At 39.9% G+C, this 16679-nt stretch carries 18 protein-coding genes and 1 pseudogene; 8 read left to right on the forward strand and 11 right to left on the reverse strand.

Going from position 1 to position 16679, the window contains the following annotated elements; translation table 11 throughout:
* Nucleotides 1-71: pseudogene (locus WNY79_RS10905) on the forward strand (elongation factor Tu); the annotation flags it as partial.
* Nucleotides 72-449: 378 nt separating this feature from the next.
* Here the strand turns inward: WNY79_RS10905 and WNY79_RS10910 are convergent.
* The 6 genes from WNY79_RS10910 to WNY79_RS10935 all read right to left on the reverse strand — a co-directional run bounded on the left by WNY79_RS10910 (nt 450) and on the right by WNY79_RS10935 (nt 6173).
* The gene (locus WNY79_RS10910; protein WP_342875859.1) at nt 450-1646 is read right to left on the reverse strand and encodes a dipeptidase; all 1197 of its coding nucleotides are present in this window, start codon (nt 1644-1646) and stop codon (nt 450-452) included.
* Nucleotides 1647-1710: 64 nt separating this feature from the next.
* Nucleotides 1711-1965, reverse strand: a complete 255-nt coding sequence (locus WNY79_RS10915) for a YheU family protein (RefSeq protein ID WP_342875860.1) — start codon at nt 1963-1965, stop codon at nt 1711-1713.
* Nucleotides 1962-2954, reverse strand: coding sequence for a hydrolase (locus tag WNY79_RS10920; RefSeq protein WP_024595257.1), 993 nt, complete (start codon nt 2952-2954; stop codon nt 1962-1964). Before WNY79_RS10920 ends, WNY79_RS10915 begins: the two co-directional genes overlap by 4 nt.
* 112 nt (nt 2955-3066) lie before the next feature.
* Nucleotides 3067-3213 (reverse strand): hypothetical protein, encoded by a 147-nt coding sequence (locus WNY79_RS10925; RefSeq protein ID WP_004335931.1) that lies wholly within the window; start codon nt 3211-3213, stop codon nt 3067-3069.
* A 631-nt stretch (nt 3214-3844) separates the two neighbouring features.
* Entirely contained in the window at nt 3845-4267 is a 423-nt protein-coding gene (locus WNY79_RS10930) for a TIGR02444 family protein (protein WP_294118891.1), read from the reverse strand.
* On the reverse strand, nt 4251-6173 hold the full coding sequence (locus WNY79_RS10935) for an ATP-binding cassette domain-containing protein (protein ID WP_342875861.1): 1923 nt from the start codon (nt 6171-6173) through the stop codon (nt 4251-4253). Before WNY79_RS10935 ends, WNY79_RS10930 begins: the two co-directional genes overlap by 17 nt.
* 132 nt (nt 6174-6305) lie before the next feature.
* Here WNY79_RS10935 and WNY79_RS10940 point away from each other — a divergent pair, with 132 nt between their 5' ends.
* Nucleotides 6306-6509, forward strand: a complete 204-nt coding sequence (locus WNY79_RS10940) for a YheV family putative zinc ribbon protein (RefSeq protein ID WP_007378899.1) — start codon at nt 6306-6308, stop codon at nt 6507-6509.
* A 32-nt stretch (nt 6510-6541) separates the two neighbouring features.
* Here WNY79_RS10940 and WNY79_RS10945 read toward each other — a convergent pair whose 3' ends face one another.
* Together WNY79_RS10945 and WNY79_RS10950 are read right to left on the reverse strand one after the other, a co-directional pair.
* Nucleotides 6542-6757, reverse strand: coding sequence for a SlyX family protein (locus tag WNY79_RS10945; RefSeq protein WP_007378900.1), 216 nt, complete (start codon nt 6755-6757; stop codon nt 6542-6544).
* The gene (locus WNY79_RS10950; protein ID WP_024595254.1) at nt 6744-7742 is read right to left on the reverse strand and encodes a hypothetical protein; all 999 of its coding nucleotides are present in this window, start codon (nt 7740-7742) and stop codon (nt 6744-6746) included. Before WNY79_RS10950 ends, WNY79_RS10945 begins: the two co-directional genes overlap by 14 nt.
* 215 nt (nt 7743-7957) lie before the next feature.
* Between WNY79_RS10950 and fkpA the strand changes: the two genes are divergently transcribed.
* The gene (fkpA, locus tag WNY79_RS10955) at nt 7958-8704 is read left to right on the forward strand and encodes an FKBP-type peptidyl-prolyl cis-trans isomerase (protein WP_024595253.1); all 747 of its coding nucleotides are present in this window, start codon (nt 7958-7960) and stop codon (nt 8702-8704) included.
* A gap of 65 nt (nt 8705-8769) precedes the next feature.
* On the opposite strand, the gene WNY79_RS10960 is transcribed toward fkpA, so the two are convergent.
* On the reverse strand, nt 8770-9240 hold the full coding sequence (locus WNY79_RS10960; RefSeq protein WP_007582240.1) for an Rsd/AlgQ family anti-sigma factor: 471 nt from the start codon (nt 9238-9240) through the stop codon (nt 8770-8772).
* A 530-nt stretch (nt 9241-9770) separates the two neighbouring features.
* Between WNY79_RS10960 and hemE the strand changes: the two genes are divergently transcribed.
* Nucleotides 9771-10835 carry a uroporphyrinogen decarboxylase gene (gene hemE, locus WNY79_RS10965; protein ID WP_002961084.1) on the forward strand — a complete coding sequence of 355 codons (1065 nt, stop codon included), beginning with the start codon at nt 9771-9773 and terminating at the stop codon, nt 10833-10835.
* Nucleotides 10836-10933: 98 nt separating this feature from the next.
* Here hemE and sthA read toward each other — a convergent pair whose 3' ends face one another.
* Together sthA and WNY79_RS10975 are read right to left on the reverse strand one after the other, a co-directional pair.
* The gene (gene sthA / locus WNY79_RS10970; protein WP_024600008.1) at nt 10934-12364 is read right to left on the reverse strand and encodes a Si-specific NAD(P)(+) transhydrogenase; all 1431 of its coding nucleotides are present in this window, start codon (nt 12362-12364) and stop codon (nt 10934-10936) included.
* Between the two features lie 13 nt (nt 12365-12377).
* Nucleotides 12378-13511 carry a fatty acid desaturase gene (locus WNY79_RS10975; protein WP_024589509.1) on the reverse strand — a complete coding sequence of 378 codons (1134 nt, stop codon included), beginning with the start codon at nt 13509-13511 and terminating at the stop codon, nt 12378-12380.
* 126 nt (nt 13512-13637) lie between these two features.
* Here WNY79_RS10975 and fabR point away from each other — a divergent pair, with 126 nt between their 5' ends.
* The 4 genes from fabR (at nt 13638) to WNY79_RS10995 (ending at nt 16632) form a co-directional block, all read left to right on the forward strand.
* Nucleotides 13638-14261 (forward strand): HTH-type transcriptional repressor FabR, encoded by a 624-nt coding sequence (gene fabR, locus WNY79_RS10980; RefSeq protein WP_007582233.1) that lies wholly within the window; start codon nt 13638-13640, stop codon nt 14259-14261.
* A gap of 129 nt (nt 14262-14390) precedes the next feature.
* A complete protein-coding gene (locus WNY79_RS10985) occupies nt 14391-15578 on the forward strand; it encodes a hypothetical protein (RefSeq protein ID WP_342875862.1) in 1188 nt (395 codons plus the stop codon).
* A 9-nt stretch (nt 15579-15587) separates the two neighbouring features.
* Nucleotides 15588-16244, forward strand: a complete 657-nt coding sequence (locus WNY79_RS10990; RefSeq protein WP_342875863.1) for a peptidoglycan-binding protein — start codon at nt 15588-15590, stop codon at nt 16242-16244.
* Nucleotide 16245: 1 nt separating this feature from the next.
* Nucleotides 16246-16632 (forward strand): hypothetical protein, encoded by a 387-nt coding sequence (locus WNY79_RS10995; RefSeq protein WP_342875864.1) that lies wholly within the window; start codon nt 16246-16248, stop codon nt 16630-16632.
* Nucleotides 16633-16679: the final 47 nt, after the last annotated feature.

A 16679-nucleotide genomic window follows, 5' to 3' on the forward strand; every position in this document is an offset into this window, starting at 1 on the left:
GTCTTCGTTTTGCTATCCGTGAAGGTGGTCGTACTGTAGGTGCTGGTGTTGTAGCAACTATCGTAGCGTAATTATTAACCTAGCTAATTGTTACCAAAAAGCCCGAGCTTAGTCTCGGGTTTTTTAATGTCTAAAATAAAGTGTCATATGAAGGTGGCGCTCTTACTTTAGGCGTAGGTGCGTTGTAGTAACGTTCAAAGCGTAATAATTAACGTTAAAGTTAATTATTATAAAAAGCTCACTTAGGTGGCCTTTTTAATGCCTATAGAAAAGTGATTAGCTTTGAGTTATAACTTTCTTGTCGTAGCTTGGGTTGAGTTTTACGAATCTCGAGGGAAACGGTTACTGAAAATAACTGAGCTCTTAAATATAAAAAAGCACGGCTAGGCCGCGCTTATATTGAGTTAGCTTTTGGTATTTTAGCCAATTACTAATATATGATAAAAGCTTTAATGCTTTTTAGCATATTCTTCAGCTTGTTTTAAAACTCTTAATAAATTACCGCTTAAAATCTTTTTAATATCTTTGTCGCTGTAATCTCTGTCCATTAAACCTTGAACAAGATTAGGGTAGCTAGATACATCTTTTAAGCCGATAGGTAATGAATCGCCCACACCATCATAATCAGAGCCAATACCTACATAATCAATACCAATTAGCTCAACTACGTGATCAATATGATCAAGCACCTGTTCAAGGCTTGCAAATGGGTATGGATTTTTAGCACGGTACGCAGCATCAAAATCGTTGCTTAACTTAGTGCCTTCTTTTTTAGCAGACTCTTTTGTGTTTTTTAATTGCTTGCCCCAACTACCTGCTTTAGCGGTAACAAAGCTTGAGCCAAAGTTGATTTGAATAACGCCGCCATTTTCTTTAAGCGCCAATAGCATATCGTCATTCATATTACGCTCAAAGCCTGGCGTGTATTTACGAAGTGATGAATGCGAGGCTATTACTGGTGTCTTAGATAGATCCATAACTTGATAAAACGCATCATCAGAAATATGCGAAACGTCGATTAACATACCAATATTATTCATTTCAGTGACAAGCTTTTTACCAAATGGGCTTAAGCCTTTCCATTTACGGCGTATATCGTAAGAAGAATCCGAAATATGGTTGCTTTGCGAGTGCGCTAGCGTGATGTAGCGAATGCCACGCTCGTAAAAATGCTGAAGATTCTTCATATCCCCTTCGATTGGAGAGCCATTTTCCATACCCATTGCGATAGAGAGCTTACCTTGTTTAAATTGCTCCTCTATATCACTGCTTGAGCTAGCAATAGCAAACTTATCGGGCGCGCGCTGGGCTATGGCTTCCATACTATCAATCATTTGATTGGCTAGCTGATAGCTTTTACCTTTACCTTCAAACTCCAAATGCGCAGGAATATAAATCGACATAAACGGTGCGTTTAAACCGCCTTTTACAGCGCGAGGGTAGTCAAAATCGCCATCAGTTGTCGCTTTAGTTACATCAACCCAGTTTTTATGAATTCGGTAAGGTACGTCGATATGGGTATCAATTAAAATGGTGCCTTTAGCGAGCTTAATTGCCTTTTCAGATGCTGTTATTGTTTGTTCTGCTTGGGCTTGGCTAGTTAATGCTAGTGATATGGCTACCACTAGAGTGCTGAGTTTTATCATGTTTTGGCTCTTTGGGTAAAAAGCCATTGTGTACGTTCAACTCAAAAGTTACAAGTACTACGCCTTAATCAAACGACTGTGCTTGATGCTCTTCACTTTGCAGCGCTTTAAATTCGCCCTGCGAAATAATAGTTACAGACTCATGAAGCTCTGAAAAAAACACCATGGCTTCGCCATTTTTAAGCTGAAGCTTAACTTGGTTAACTTTAGATTCAATGCTTGCTTCTACTTCGCCATAATCGGTGCCTTCACGTAATACATAGCTTTCTATTAGGTTGTAAAGGGTGTCTTTATCGAGTTGTTCAAAAGGAATAATCATAATTGCTCTTTGTTTGCATTGCCTAAAACATGTTGCCCAAAATAGCATGGCACGGCTTTCTCTAACCAAAATATAGGCTTAAATGGGTTTTTACCGCTAATAAAACCAACGTGTCCGCCCTTGTCAGAGATGCGCAGCGTAACATGCTCACTTACATCTTGCCTACTCGGTACGGCTTTAATTGAGAGCATCGGGTCGTCTTTGGCATGAATAATAAGTGTGGGTATAGCGATATCTTTTAAGTACGGCATAGCACTGGCTTTACGATAGTAATCGTGGGCATTTTCAAAGCCATGTAACGGTGCTGTAAGTTGGTTATCGAACTCTAATAAATCATCAATATTCATTAATTGATCGGTAGTTATAGGAATTTGCTGCTTAATTTGCGGTAATTTACGTTGCATCGACTTTTTCATGCGATCGAGCAAATACTTTTGATAAATTTTACCTAAGCTTTTACGAATAACATCACTTGATGATGATAAGTCATAAGGCGCCGATACCACTGCAGCTGCATTGAGTGGGCAGTTTGTATTCTCTTCGCCTAAGTACTTAGCAAGCACATTACCACCAAGCGAAAAGCCCACGGCAACCATCGCTCTATCTGGGTATTGTTGCTTAAGATGATTTATAAAAAAGGCTAAATCGGCGGTGTCACCACTGTGATAAGCACGTGGAAGGCGGTTTACTTCAGTTGAGCAGTTTCTAAAGTGCATAAGCACAACTGCATAACCTTGTTTTTTTAACGCCTTCATCATGCCTTTGGCATAAAAGCTATTTATATTGCCTTCAAGGCCATGCAAAACAACGGCAAGTGGTGCGGTTTCGTTATGTGGAAGTGACCATGCGAGCTCAATAAAGTCACCATCAGGTGTATCAAGTTGCTCAAGTTCGTAGCGAGTGTGGTGAAATGGGCGGAAAAAACGCGGCATTATGGTTTGAACGTGACGATTGGTCATCCACCATGCTGGTTTGAACTGAGAGATCATGTTTGTACTACGCACTTTGTATTAAACGAAAAGCTAGTGTACCAAATTTTTCGCTTCAGAAAATAAAAAGCGCCTAACTAGTAAACTAATAAGGCGCTTTAGTGCGTCGTGCTTAATTTTGTTCGGGAATTTCTGCATCATGTATTTTTTTCAAAAAGAAAAAAGCAAAAAAGATACACAAAGAAACAACGATGGTTAAAAACCCAAAAGACATAAATAAAACTGGATCTGTAAAAAAGTCTCTAAAAAATACGTTCATGAGTTGTTCCCCTCGTTGTTGATGGGTTAATCATAGGCGGTGTTTGCAGGTCGCAACGTGATCGAGATCAAGTTATTTACATAAGCAGATGTAGGAGCGAAGCTAAGTTGATTTAGATCATGCTTTAAGGGTTACTAAGTTATTACCACTGAGAGCTAAGAGAGTTTTTTGCTTGAAATAGTGAGCTGATCTTAATTCATGCTTTTCCACTTCCCCTAAAGCGCAGCGCTTTTGACTTTTTTGAGCAAACCACTTAAAGATTTTTTGCACAAAGAGAAAAGAATGAGAAGTAAATGAGGGTAGAGCTATAAACTACTTGAGCAACAAACTGCTCAATATTTATATCTAAGTAATTTAGTTTGTTTTCCTCTAAAAGCGAAGCGCCTCTTAACCTCTTTGTGAGTAAATTACTTAAAGGTCTTTGCGCAAAAAAAAGAAAAAGAGAAGAAGATTAGGACAGGGTAATAAACTCCTCAGCTAAACAACCGCTCAATATTTATATCTAAGTAATTTAGTTTATTTTCCTCTAAAAGCGAAGCGCATCTTAAGCTCTTTGTGAATAAATCACTTAAAGGTTTTTTGCACAAAGAAAAGAGAATGAGCAGTGGAAGAGGGCACAAAAAGTAGCAGCCTAAGTGGCTTTCACATATAGCTCAATATTGTTTGGCTCTGTATGTTTGACTAATTCAAACTCATTTACTGCTTCAATCAACACATGTTGCTGTTGTTTTTCAAGCTTCAGCTCAGCGCTTAGCAACTCTGCGCGTATTGAGGCGTAATCACTTATTGTATTCTGATTAGCTTTTAAATAGCTGCGTGCGGCGCGCAGAGGCTGTAATGCGTGAGTATCAAACTCACTAGTTACATTTATTAACTCATTTAACTGTTGGGCATTAACACTTAAATTTAATGAATCTAAATAAAGCAGTAATAAGCATAAATTAACATTTTTTCCTTGCTGGTTTTGTAGTGCCAGCAAGGTTTTTTGTTGCTCAGGCTTTGCGTACAAGGTGCACGCAAACTGCCAAAAATGGTCGCTATTGAGCAAGTTCATTGGCGAATGCCTGCTCTTTTTCTTCCATTTCTTCAAGTGCCATAAGTAGCTCTTCTTCAATGTCGTTAAGTTTAGGTGTAAGCGTTGCTTGCTTAGCTAATAACTCTTTAAGCTTGGCTTTGTTATCATCGTTGTAGAGTTCGTTGTCGCCAAGGGCTACTTCAACTTCGCTAAGCTCTGCAGTAAATTTATCGAGTTGCTTTTCCAGCTTTTCAATTTGCTTTTTAAGTGGCTGAGTGGCTTTTCTAAATTCAGCTTCTAAGCGCTTTTGCTCTTTACGGTTAACACCTGGGTTTGCTTTAGGCTCGTCGTTTTGCTGCGCTTTAACCGCTTCTTTATTGGCATTCAGTAACCACTGATAATACGCATCTAAGTCGTAACCAAACTGGGTTACTTTGCCGTCATCTACTAAGTAAAACTCGTCGGCGGTATTTTTAAGCATATGGCGATCATGCGATACGGTAACCATAGCGCCTTCAAAGCCTTGTAGTGCCATAACCAGTGCATGGCGCATTTCTAAATCAAGGTGGTTAGTTGGCTCATCGAGTAGTAATAAGTTTGGTTTTTGATATACCAACATAGCAAGTACTAAACGTGCTTTTTCGCCGCCTGAAAATGGGGCTACAGGCTCAAGGGCTTTATCGCCAATAAAGGCAAAACCACCTAAAAAGTCACGTAGTGATTGCTCAGTAGCTTTTGGGTCGAGGCGTTGTAAATGCATTATTGCACTGGCTTTTAAATCAAGGGATTCAAGCTGATGCTGCGCAAAGTAACCAATATTTAATCCGTGATGCTGAATAACTTCGCCAGCTTGCGGCTCTAAATCACCAGAAAGCAGTTTAATTAACGTTGATTTACCCGCGCCATTTCGACCAAGTAAAGCAATTCGGCTACCTGGCACAAGGTTTAGCTCTATATTATTTAATATAGTGACGTCACCATAACCCGCTTTGGCTTTATCTATTGTCATTAGTGGGTTTGGTAATGCTTTTGGCTCTGCAAACTCAAAGTTAAACGGCGAGTCGGCATGTGCCGGCGCTAGTTTTTCCATGCGTTCAAGTGCTTTTACACGGCTTTGTGCTTGTTTGGCTTTACTGGCTTTAGCTTTAAAGCGCGTTATAAACTGCTCAAGGTGCGCAATTTGATCTTGTTGCTTATCAAACATTGCTTGTTGTTGTAGCAAGCGCTCTGCTTTTTGGCGTTCAAACTGCGAGTAGTTACCTTTGTACACGTTGATAAGTTGCTTATCTACATGCCAAATTTGGTCAACCACCGCATCTAAAAACTCACGGTCATGCGATATAAGTACAAGGGTGCCAGTGTAAGCACGTAAAAAACGCTCAAGCCAATAAACAGCATCTAAATCAAGGTGGTTTGTTGGCTCATCGAGTAATAGTAAATCGGCGTCGCGTATTAATGCTTGGGCAAGGTTTAAACGCATGCGCCAACCACCCGAAAACGAGCTTACAGGGTTTTCTATAAGGTTATTGGCAAAGCCTAAGCCGTGTAATAGCTCACCGGCGGTTGATTCAATGCTGTAGCCTTTAATGTTTTCAAGCTGAATATGTACTTTGGCTTGTGTGTCGCCATCGTTGTTTTTCTCGGCCTCACGCAGTGCTATACGCATTGCGTAGTATTCTGGGTGGCCTTGAAGTACATAATCAATTGCGCTTATTTCAAGGGCGGGGGTTTCTTGTTTTACCGAGGCAATAGACCAATCTTTGGGAATACTGCAATTACCAGCATCGAGTTGCAATTCAGATTTTAGTAAACCAAATAACGTTGACTTTCCACAACCATTAGCGCCAACAAGGCCTACTTTATGTTCTGGAAATAACGTAGCTGATGCATTTTTTAATAAGGCTTTACCGCCACGAAGTAGTTCTATTTCTGAGATTTGGATCATGAATGCGTTACTTTGCTGTGCCCTTGTTAAGTTGGCGCTATCATAACATAGAACTTAATGCTCTTATCAAGCGTATCAACAAGTGAAGTTATACGATAAAATAGCAGTAGTTCAAACCACAGGAAAAATGTTGTGAGACAAAAGAAGCGATTTATTGCTGGTGCATCGTGCCCTGACTGCAAAGCCATGGATACTATGATGCTATACAGAGAACATGATGTTGAAAAAGTAGAGTGTGTTGAGTGTGGTCATAAAATGGCGCAACCCGATAACGCTGTTCAGGCGTCTACTCGCCAATTTGAACAAGTAATTGGTGTATTTAAACCGGGCGACTAACCCGGTTTTTTATTGCCTAATTTTTACCGGTTTTAGTAATGCGGTGGAGGCGGCTCAGGTGCTTCAGACATCATAGACGATGATGACTGAGACTCTTTAATTTTTTCTGCTAGCAGCTCAGTTTGGCGTTTCATTTTTGCTAAAAGTTGCTGGTGCACTTTTATTTCATCATTTAAGACTTCAATCGTCTCATCTTGAAAAGCCACTTTGGCTTCAAGTTCCATTAAGCGATGTTCAATTGTGTTCATTATTCTCTCGTATAATAAATCGCTCTGCGATACCGCTGGAGCTTTCGGTTAACAACGACTTACCGTTATCTGTAAATGTCACATCTAGCACCACCGCCGATTTAGGCTTGCTGCCTTCGCGCGGGGTAACCTGCCAAGTTTGAATTTTTTCACCGCTTGGTATTTGCCACAAATCTACGCGTTTATTTGGCGAGCCGGTTGCAAGCAAAGTGCCTTGTTCGTTAAAACGCACAGCAGTAAAAATTTTCTGACGCGCAATATACTTCAGTTTACTCACAAGATCACCTGTAGTCAGCTTCCATACATTTGCTTGTGCCATACTATCGGCCGTAAACGCATAGCGACCTTGTGGATCGAGCGTTACTTGGGTAACACGCGTTGGGTGATTAAAACGATGAATTACTTGCCCTGTACGTGTATCCCAAAAGTAAGCAACATAATCGTTAGAGCCACTCAAAGCAAAGCGTCCGTTAGGTGATAGGTCAACGGTGTTAACTTTATCTTGATGACCTAAAAACTCAATGCGACGTCCGGTTTCTAGGTTTACAAATACGACAACGCCGTCGCTACGGCCGTATAAAACACTACGGCCTTGATTGCTAATGGCAATATCGCGAATACTGGCTTTTTGTATTTTGTAATAACCTCTATTTTTGCCTGTGGCTATATCCCACACAGCAAACGTGGTTTTTTCGGCGGTAACAGCCACGCTGTTATCAAAAGCAATAGCAACGGCGTATACCAAACTGTCTTGATCTTGCTGCTGAAACCATTGGTATTTTAGTACCTGCTGTTGATTATCCCACAGGGCGACCCCATGGTTGATAGAGGAGATCAAACTGTATTTACCATCGTTTGACAGTGTTGATGAAAACGCACCTTGTGCAGCATGTTCGTAACTTGCTACAGCGTGTTGTTTTTTATCGGTACAGGCGATGGCTAAAAAACAGCTAAATACGATTAAAAAAGTACGAAATATCGACATATTACAGGTATTTCCCCTTAACTCTTAGTGACTGAGAGGTTAGACTAGGACGCGTTAAATGCCTAGGTTGTTTGTCTAATCACTGGATATGTTTTTAGTTTAGCTAACAATGTGGAATTTAGTCATTAAACAAGCAGCCTATCATGTGGGCCGTTAATCTTTAACTAGTAATAATACATTAAAATGACAACTGCAAAGTGTGTCGGAGATTTAAAATGAAAAAGACGATTAGATTGTCATTGATTGCAGCGTCAGTTTTAGCGCTTACAGCTTGTAATCAAGAAGCAAAAAAAGAACAAGCTGAAGTTAAATTAGACACTGTTGAACAGCAACAAGCATACGGTATTGGTGCATCTGTAGGTAACTTTTTAAATAAAGACCTAGCAGACAAAACAGAAATTGGTATTGAACTAGACCAAGCACTTTTAATCCGTGGTTTTGAAGATGCACTTGCTGGCAATGCAAAGCTTGACGAAGAAAAAATTCGTGAAGTATTAACTGAATTAGATACATCAGTACGTACTAAGCAAGAAGAAAAAGCAAAAGTAGAGTCTGAAAAAAGCAAAGAAGCGGGTGTTAAATACCTAGCTGACAACGCTAAAAAAGAAGGCGTTACAGTAACTGAGTCTGGCCTACAGTACGAAGTACTTAGCGAAGGCGATGGCGAAAAGCCAGTAGCAACTGATGTAGTTAAAGTACACTACAAAGGTACTTTATTAGACGGTACTGAGTTTGATAGCTCATATGCACGTAACGAACCTACAACTTTCCCTCTTAACCGCGTAATTGCGGGTTGGACTGAAGGTTTACAACTTATGTCAGTGGGTTCTAAGTACAAGTTCACTATTCCTTCAGAACTTGCTTACGGCGACCGTGACTTAGGTAAGATTCCAGCTAATTCAACACTTGTATTTGAAGTTGAGTTACTTGAAATTCAAAATGAAGAAGCACCAGCACAATAATAAGCTTATTGTGTAAATGCAAAAAGGGACCTTAGGTCCCTTTTTTAATGTGCGTAAATAACATATTAGTTTGCGTGATTAGAAAACAAGTTATCAATAAGCTCATCTTCAAGTGCAAAGCGTGCTTCTAATGCCTCGCCAATAACAGATAAGTCATCATCAAAGCCCTTTAACAAGTCTTCTTTGTCTACCTCAGCGTATTTATCATTAAAATCAAGCGCTATGTCGGTTGTACTAGAAATACGCGGGTAAATAGAGTTTGCTAACTCTTGGCTTTGTAAGCCCTTTTTTTCACATGCTTTTGCTATATCGTCATACACTTCAAAATGGCCTGCAGATAGGTAATCCATTAAAAGTTGGCAAAATGATTCAATTAGCTTTGGCTCTGGTAATGCCTGATCTTGTTTTTCGTACGGCGTAAAGCCTGCAATTTTGCAATAAAGTACAATAAGGTCTTGGCGTTCGTTTAGCCATTTATCAATTACTGTGTGGCTACCACCCCATTTCTGTTGAGCTTTTTCTACACGCGTCAGCATAATTATTCTCCTAGGCTGGGTTGGTTTTTAATTAAAAATATAATAACTCATTGTACATCAAGATATATTTAATTTGAGCGTATATCAACAAGTAAAGTAACCCAGTTGTGAGTTGTATCTTTTTATATTAATTAAGATGGGGGAGTTTTATTGCAGGCAAGAAAAAACCACCAGTTACGGTGGTCTAATTTCTTTCAGTGACTTGTTATAACAAGCTTTCTTATTTTTATGAGATGATTTTTATTGTTATTATTTTAAAACTTTTATTTTTATTGTTTTAAGATTTTTATTGTTGTTTTTGTTAACGCGGGACAAACAATAACAAGGTTTTTAGTATGTTGCAAACATATTAATAAAAAGTTTTAAATGTTATTCTTTTTTGCTTATTTTATAGTCAAAATGGATTAAAACACTCCATTATATTGATCTGCCTCTAGGTAAAGCTGTTTTCGTCCCTAAGCAATAGAGGGTCGGGGAATATGGTGGTACAATCTTGCACAATTTATACAAGTCTTAGGATCATTTACGCCATGAGCGAATTAAAAAACGACCGTTATTTACGTGCACTTGCAAAACAACCTGTTGATGTAACTCCGGTATGGATGATGCGCCAAGCAGGACGCTATTTACCAGAGTACCGTGCAACACGTGCACAAGCGGGCGATTTTATGAGCCTGTGCCGTAATGCAGAACTTGCATGTGAAGTAACACTGCAACCATTACGTCGCTACCCGTTAGATGCCGCTATATTATTTAGTGATATTTTAACAATTCCAGATGCGATGGGTTTAGGCTTGTACTTTGAAACTGGCGAAGGCCCTAAGTTTGAACGTCCTATTTCATCACTTGCTGATGTTAAAAAAATTCCAAAGCTAGACCCTACAGACGAGCTTGGCTACGTAATGAATGCAGTAAGCACTATTCGTCGTGAGCTTAAGGGCGAAGTACCACTTATTGGTTTTTCTGGTTCACCTTGGACACTAGCGACTTATATGGTTGAAGGCGGTAGCAGCAAAGTATTTGGTAAAATCAAAAAAATGGCGTTTGCAGAGCCCCAAACACTTCATTTATTACTAGATAAGCTAGCTGATTCAGTTATCGATTACTTAAATGCTCAAATTAAAGCAGGCGCGCAATCGCTAATGGTATTTGACTCATGGGGTGGTGTATTAAGCCCGCGCGATTACAACGAGTTTTCACTACAATATATGCATAAAATTGTAGATGGCTTAATTCGTGAATACGATGGTCGTAAAGTACCGGTTACTTTGTTTACTAAAAATGGTGGTCAATGGATTGAAGCTATCGCAGCAACAGGTTGTGATGCAATTGGTCTTGATTGGACTATTAATATTAGCGACGCTAAGCGCCGTGTGGGTGATAAAGTGGCTCTACAAGGTAATATGGACCCATCTATGTTACACGGTACACCAGAGCGTATTCGTCAAGAAGTAGGCACTATTTTAGAAGATTTTGGTACGGGCAATGGCCACGTGTTTAACTTAGGCCACGGTATTACACCAGATGTAGACCCTGAAAATGCTGGCGTATTCATTAATGCAGTACATGAGCTAAGTGCTAAGTACCATAAGTAATAATGGTTTAAAAACTGTTTAAAAGTAAAAAGCCCGCTAATTAGCGGGCTTTTTGTTATCTATTTATAAAGGGCTTTAAAAAAACCTTACTTAATAACCTACTTAAATAAGCGATTTAAACCATTTAATGCCGCAACACGGTAGGCTTCAGCCATGGTCGGGTAGTTAAATGTGGTATTTACAAAGTAGTCGATATTATTGCCACCATTTTTTTGTTCCATAATGGCTTGGCCAATGTGAACAATTTCAGATGCACGCTCGCCAAAACAATGTACGCCAAGTACTTCTTTGGTTTCAGTGTGGAATAATATTTTTAAACTACCTACTTCAGTACCAGCAATTTGCGCGCGAGCCAAATGCTTAAACTGAGCACGGCCAACTTCATACGGTACTTTAGCGGCTGTAAGTTCTTGCTCTGTTTTACCTACTGAGCTCATTTCTGGAATGGTATAAATACCGGCCGGAATATCAACAATCAGGCGGTCGTCACAGTTACCACATGCAATTGCATCAGCAGCTATACGACCTTGGTCAAACGCAGCACTAGCAAGGCTTGGGTAGCCAATTACATCACCTACAGCGTAAACGTTATCAACTTCTGTTTGATATGTTTCGTTAACTTTTAATTGGCCACGGCTATCGGCTTTTAAACCAATGGCTTCAAGGTTTAATGTATCTGTATTACCAGTACGGCCATTAGCAAATAAAATACAGTCAGCTTTTACGCGTTTGCCTGATTTTAAATGCATAATAACGCAGTCGTCACGGGTCTCTATTCGGTCAAACTCTTCGTTATGACGAATAACAATACCGCTGTTCCAAAAGTGATAGCTAAGCGCGTCAGATATTTCAGCATCCATAAAAGCAAGTAGTCGGTCGCGTGTATTAACTAAATCAACTTTAGCGCCTAAACCTTTAAATATAGAAGCATACTCACAACCAATTACACCAGCGCCGTATATAAGTACGCGGTGAGGGTCGTGTTTAAGGCCAAGTATTGTATCACTTTCGTAAATACGAGAATGCGTAAAATCGACTTCTGGTGGGCGATAAGGGCGTGAACCCGTTGCTATAACAATCGTTTTAGCCGTTAGTCGCTCGGTTGAGCCGTCATTTCTTTTTACTTCAATCGTGTGCTTATCTACAAAGCTCGCATCACCTTGAAACATATGAATGCGGTTACGGTCGTAAAAGCTACTACGTAAATTAGATTGCTTAGAAATAACCGAACTGGCGTGACGTAAAATATCAGGAAAAGTTAAGCGGCTAGGGCGCTCACCAATATTAAATAACGGGTTTGCTTTGTATTCAATATAGCGGCTAACAGAATGGCGAAGCGCTTTTGAAGGGATAGTTCCCCAATGTACACAACCGCCACCAACAGCTTCTTGGCGTTCAATAACCGCTACTTTTTTGTCGTTTTTTGAAAGGTTCATCGCGGTGCCTTCACCGCCAGGACCCGTGCCAATAATTATTGCATCATATTGGTATGTCACGGGTACTTTTTTTTGTTCTGGTTGTTTGGCCACAGCCACTCCTAAATTAATTAAAAGAGGCTTTTAATAACCTCGCATTAAGTGCTAGCCATGCCTGTTTTTGATTTTCCCAGGCGGCTTCCAACTCATGGTATTGTGCCATTAATGCTGAGCGTTCACACTGCTTTGCCATGTTATTTTTTTTAACTTCTAACACTTGTTTTTGTAGTGAACAATAATTTTGCAGTTTTTTCAGCAGTAAATCGTACTCTTGTTGTAATAATGTAATCTTATCTTGTGCTAAAGGCAATTTTGCAAGACGCGTTTGCGTTTTGCTCATTAGCGTTTCGGCCTTTGCTTTTTCGATACGTTCAACAGGTGTACGCTTCAATTTATTAGCTAAACCAACAGCTGCTAAAGAGCGAATCATCCATTTTGTTGGATCGTAATGAAACCATTTAATACCGTTACGGTAGTCGCTTGCAAAAATATGGTGGAAGTTGTGATACCCCTCACCGTATGTAAATAACGCTAAAAAGCCGTTATCACGTGCCGTATTTTTTTCGGTGTATGGGCGAGAGCCCCAAATATGTGCAACCGAATTTATAAAAAAGGTAAAGTGTTGGCTTAGTACTAAGCGTAGTAAACCTGCAAGGATTAACATACCCCACACATCACCAACCAATAAACCAAGTGCTAGAGGCAAACCTACGTTCATAGCAATAGCTAGTTTTAAGTAGTGCTTATGTTGCCACATAACGACTTTATTTCGTTGTAAATCACGACAATTACTATAGTCGTTGTAGCTATCGCCTTGGTAGTCACGTAACATCCAGCCGATATGGCTATACCAAAAACCATTGGTAGCCGCGTAAGGGTCTTTTATTGGGTCGTCAACTTGACCATGATGTATACGGTGATCGCTACTCCAATGCAAAGCACTGTTTTGTAGTGCAAAAGCACCGCCTAGCGCAAAAATAAATTCAACTGCAGGGTGTGCGTTATAGGTTTTATGTGCCCATAATCGATGGTAGCCGGCAGTAATTGATAAGCCCGCATAAAACATGCAGCCTACAAAAGCAATCCAATGCGCGCTGGTAAATCCGTAGCTAATGGCGTACCAAGGTACAAGTGTGGCAGCCGCCAAAAAGGTTAGGCTAAAAAATAGGACGTTTGTCCAAATAATCGGTGGTTTATTCATAATTCTCAATCTCAGCGTACAACTGTAAGCTAAAATAGTATTTCAAACTCTCGTCGTCAAGTATTAGACTGTACAATTGAGCTAATATCACTAAATATTCATATAAAATAATTCAGGGAGCTGTTGATGTCGGGTGTTAGAGCGCAACAGAAACAAAAAACACGACAGGCGTTAATTCAAGCGGCATTTAATCAGCTGAGTGCTGATCATAGTTTTTCGAATTTAAGTTTACGCGAAGTAGCACGAGAAGCTGGTATTGCCCCAACTTCTTTTTATCGTCATTTTAAAGACATGGATGAGCTAGGTTTAACCATGGTAGACGAAGCCGGTTTAACTCTTCGCCAACTAATGCGTCAAGCACGCAGACGAATAGCAAACGATGGCGGCAGTGTTATAAATACCTCAGTGGTTACTTTTATGGAGTTTATTGATAACTCAAGTAACCAATTTAGGTTGTTGCTGCGAGAACGCTCAGGGACTTCTAAAGCATTTAGAGCCGCTGTAGCCCGCGAGGTAAAACATTTTATTTTAGAGCTGGCTCATTATTTAGAAAGCGAAACTAAATGTAATGCTATGCATGCCTATATTCAGGCGGAATCTATGGTAACGCTCGTATTTAATGCGGGTGCAGAGGCGCTCGATATAGAAGGATTGCAACGCGACGAATTGATTGAGCGCGTTATTTGGCAGCTGCGTTATATTACTCGTGGAGCCGGACATTACGTAAGAGAAAACACTGAACAAAGTTAGCAAATTTAAAAATTCATTGTAGATTTTTTGTGCCTATTTCTTTATATTAACGCACTATAATAACGGCATACCTTTTAGCCGTAACTAAATAATAAATAAGTCTCTTATTAAGAGAAAGCGAGGATGCAAATGCTCACCAAGGATCCGGTGAACTTAAATTACCCCCCACTATTTGAACAACCATATAATGAGCCTGAAAATTCAGAGCCTGTGGTTACATTCTCTTATTTAAGTCGTGCTCAGCTTTGCAAACTTCCTAAAGTGTTGCAAAGGCAACTGCAAGACAACCTGTTTGGTGCGCTAGATAAACACCAAGCTGTGCGATTACGCGACGATAATAAATGCCAGTATTGGGCTAAAGACAAAGAGTGGAAAAAAGTACCGTATTCTCTCTTTAAACAAGCTAATACACGCCTAGCTGTTTACCCAAAACAAACTCAAGCACCAACAAAGTACTCGGGCGCGGTTAATAATGGTTCAATTACATCATCGCAAACAGCGTTGCAAAACAATACTTTTATAAATAACACAGTAATGACGCCAAGCACTTCTGCATTTATAAACAGCCAATCAGCTGCGCAAAATAGTCCGCAATTTATAAATCAGCAAAGTTATAATCAAAAACCTAAAAAAGTATCGCAACCTATACAAGAGCATGCGCCGGCTGTACGCATTTATAAGCCAGAGCTAAACAGCACAATGCTATTAAAATCGTCTCACACTGTTAGGCAAAATTTTACAACCCACGTACTTAGCGCCGCCGAAACCGTAGAGCAACTCGCCCAGCAATATACCGGCTATAAAAATGCCAACTTAATTTACGATTACAACCTAGGTTATAGCGAGCGAAAACCTGCTAAAGCAGGCACAAGCTTAACAGTCCCCAATGGTTGGAAGCTCAATATAGAAGGCTCATGCAGTAACAGCCGCAGCGTAGTTATTCAGTGGCAAGGGCCAACTAGTGGGCAAATAACGCTACAACTAGAAAAAAAGCGCCCCGACGAAGTCTCGTTTTGGCAGCACTACGCTGAAGTAAAACCGGGTGTTTATAATGTTACGGTAACGGCCAATGGTGCAACCGACACCACCACATTTACAGTTGAACAACCCACTTTAGCCTACGAAATAGAATTACTCGATGAAGCTGGCGAGCCACAAGCCAACATGGGCTACAAAATACGCCTACGCAACGGCCACATTATTACCGGGCAGCTTGATCAAAACGGTTATGCCAACGTATCAGGCCCCGACTTTGAAAACGCTAAAGTAAGCTTTTTTGAACTCGACAGCGAAGATTGGTCTGTAGGCAAAGTTTAAGGATATACAATGACCCAACAACACACCGTAGCTCAAGGTGAAACGCTATTGCGCATAGCAAAGCAATACGGTTACCAAACATCTAAAGCGCTTTACAACCACCCAAGCAATGCAGAGTTTAAAGCCCTACGCCCAGACCCAAACTTAATTTACCCGGGCGATAAAATTACGATTCCGCCAAAAAAAGAAAAGTTTATACCGCTGCGTACCAACAGCATTAATAGCTTTGTTGTACAAAACGAAAAAGAGTATTTTCGCTTGCAAATTATTCATGAAGATGGTGACGATATTACGGGTAAGCGCATCGTAATTACTATTGGTAGCCAAACAATAGACACTGTATTACCAAGCAATGGCTTAATAGAAGTTGAGTTAAACGAAAGTGATTCACTCACTGGGCAGGTTGATTTATACCTCAAGGAAGATCAAAGCTCACCAAGTGAAAGTTTTACCGCACAAGTTGGTCATTTAGATCCTATCGATACCCTTTCAGGCGTACAAGCTCGCTGTAATTTATTAGGCTTTGACTGCGGTACAGTTGATGGAATTAACGGCTCAAAAACCAAAGCGGGAGTAAGGGATTTTCAATACGAGCATGATCTTGAAGTAGATGGAATTGCAGGGGCAAAAACAAAAGCAAAATTACAGCAAGTATTTGGGAGCTAAAATGAATATTTCACAGTGTTCGCCCATGCAGATAAATAATATAAATAAAAAGTATATTACAGAGCCAAAAATCACCTTTGCATACCAGTTAAATTTAACTAAATCATCGGCCAAACCAATAAACCCGCTCAATGAAAAAATTATTTTGGAACATGTAGAAAGCTGTTGGCGTCAAGAATGCCCTGTTGGAAAACGGCGTATTGTAGATACAGATTGGGTTCGGCTCACGTTTAAAAAAATCCCTACAGAAGGAACATTTAATTTATTACAAGATCCTAATGACGGGGCAGAGCCTTTTTATATCTTTGAACGAGTGCCTTATGCACAGCTCAGTGGTCAAACACCGCAGGCAGAACTAATGCCAAGCATTAATATAGATGATGAATGAATTTATTATAAATAACATAGATTTATAAGATAAATCCATTAATAAAT

The organism is Pseudoalteromonas sp. AS84, assembly GCF_038900255.1.
Classification (GTDB): Bacteria; Pseudomonadota; Gammaproteobacteria; order Enterobacterales; family Alteromonadaceae; genus Pseudoalteromonas.

Bases quoted from the DNA above. Each gene is read 5' to 3' on its own strand.
- WNY79_RS10920 (WP_024595257.1), bottom strand. From the start codon at position 2,954: ATGATCTCTCAGTTCAAACCAGCATGGTGGATGACCAATCGTCACGTT.
- hemE (WP_002961084.1), top strand. From the start codon at position 9,771: ATGAGCGAATTAAAAAACGACCGTTATTTACGTGCACTTGCAAAACAA.
- WNY79_RS10950 (WP_024595254.1), bottom strand. From the start codon at position 7,742: ATGTCGATATTTCGTACTTTTTTAATCGTATTTAGCTGTTTTTTAGCC.
- WNY79_RS10925 (WP_004335931.1), bottom strand. From the start codon at position 3,213: ATGAACGTATTTTTTAGAGACTTTTTTACAGATCCAGTTTTATTTATG.
- WNY79_RS10960 (WP_007582240.1), bottom strand. From the start codon at position 9,240: ATGCTGACGCGTGTAGAAAAAGCTCAACAGAAATGGGGTGGTAGCCAC.
- WNY79_RS10930 (WP_294118891.1), bottom strand. From the start codon at position 4,267: ATGAACTTGCTCAATAGCGACCATTTTTGGCAGTTTGCGTGCACCTTG.
- WNY79_RS10985 (WP_342875862.1), top strand. From the start codon at position 14,391: ATGCTCACCAAGGATCCGGTGAACTTAAATTACCCCCCACTATTTGAA.
- WNY79_RS10910 (WP_342875859.1), bottom strand. From the start codon at position 1,646: ATGATAAAACTCAGCACTCTAGTGGTAGCCATATCACTAGCATTAACT.
- WNY79_RS10990 (WP_342875863.1), top strand. From the start codon at position 15,588: ATGACCCAACAACACACCGTAGCTCAAGGTGAAACGCTATTGCGCATA.
- WNY79_RS10975 (WP_024589509.1), bottom strand. From the start codon at position 13,511: ATGAATAAACCACCGATTATTTGGACAAACGTCCTATTTTTTAGCCTA.
- WNY79_RS10915 (WP_342875860.1), bottom strand. From the start codon at position 1,965: ATGATTATTCCTTTTGAACAACTCGATAAAGACACCCTTTACAACCTA.
- fabR (WP_007582233.1), top strand. From the start codon at position 13,638: ATGTCGGGTGTTAGAGCGCAACAGAAACAAAAAACACGACAGGCGTTA.
- WNY79_RS10995 (WP_342875864.1), top strand. From the start codon at position 16,246: ATGAATATTTCACAGTGTTCGCCCATGCAGATAAATAATATAAATAAA.
- fkpA (WP_024595253.1), top strand. From the start codon at position 7,958: ATGAAAAAGACGATTAGATTGTCATTGATTGCAGCGTCAGTTTTAGCG.
- WNY79_RS10935 (WP_342875861.1), bottom strand. From the start codon at position 6,173: ATGATCCAAATCTCAGAAATAGAACTACTTCGTGGCGGTAAAGCCTTA.
- WNY79_RS10945 (WP_007378900.1), bottom strand. From the start codon at position 6,757: ATGAACACAATTGAACATCGCTTAATGGAACTTGAAGCCAAAGTGGCT.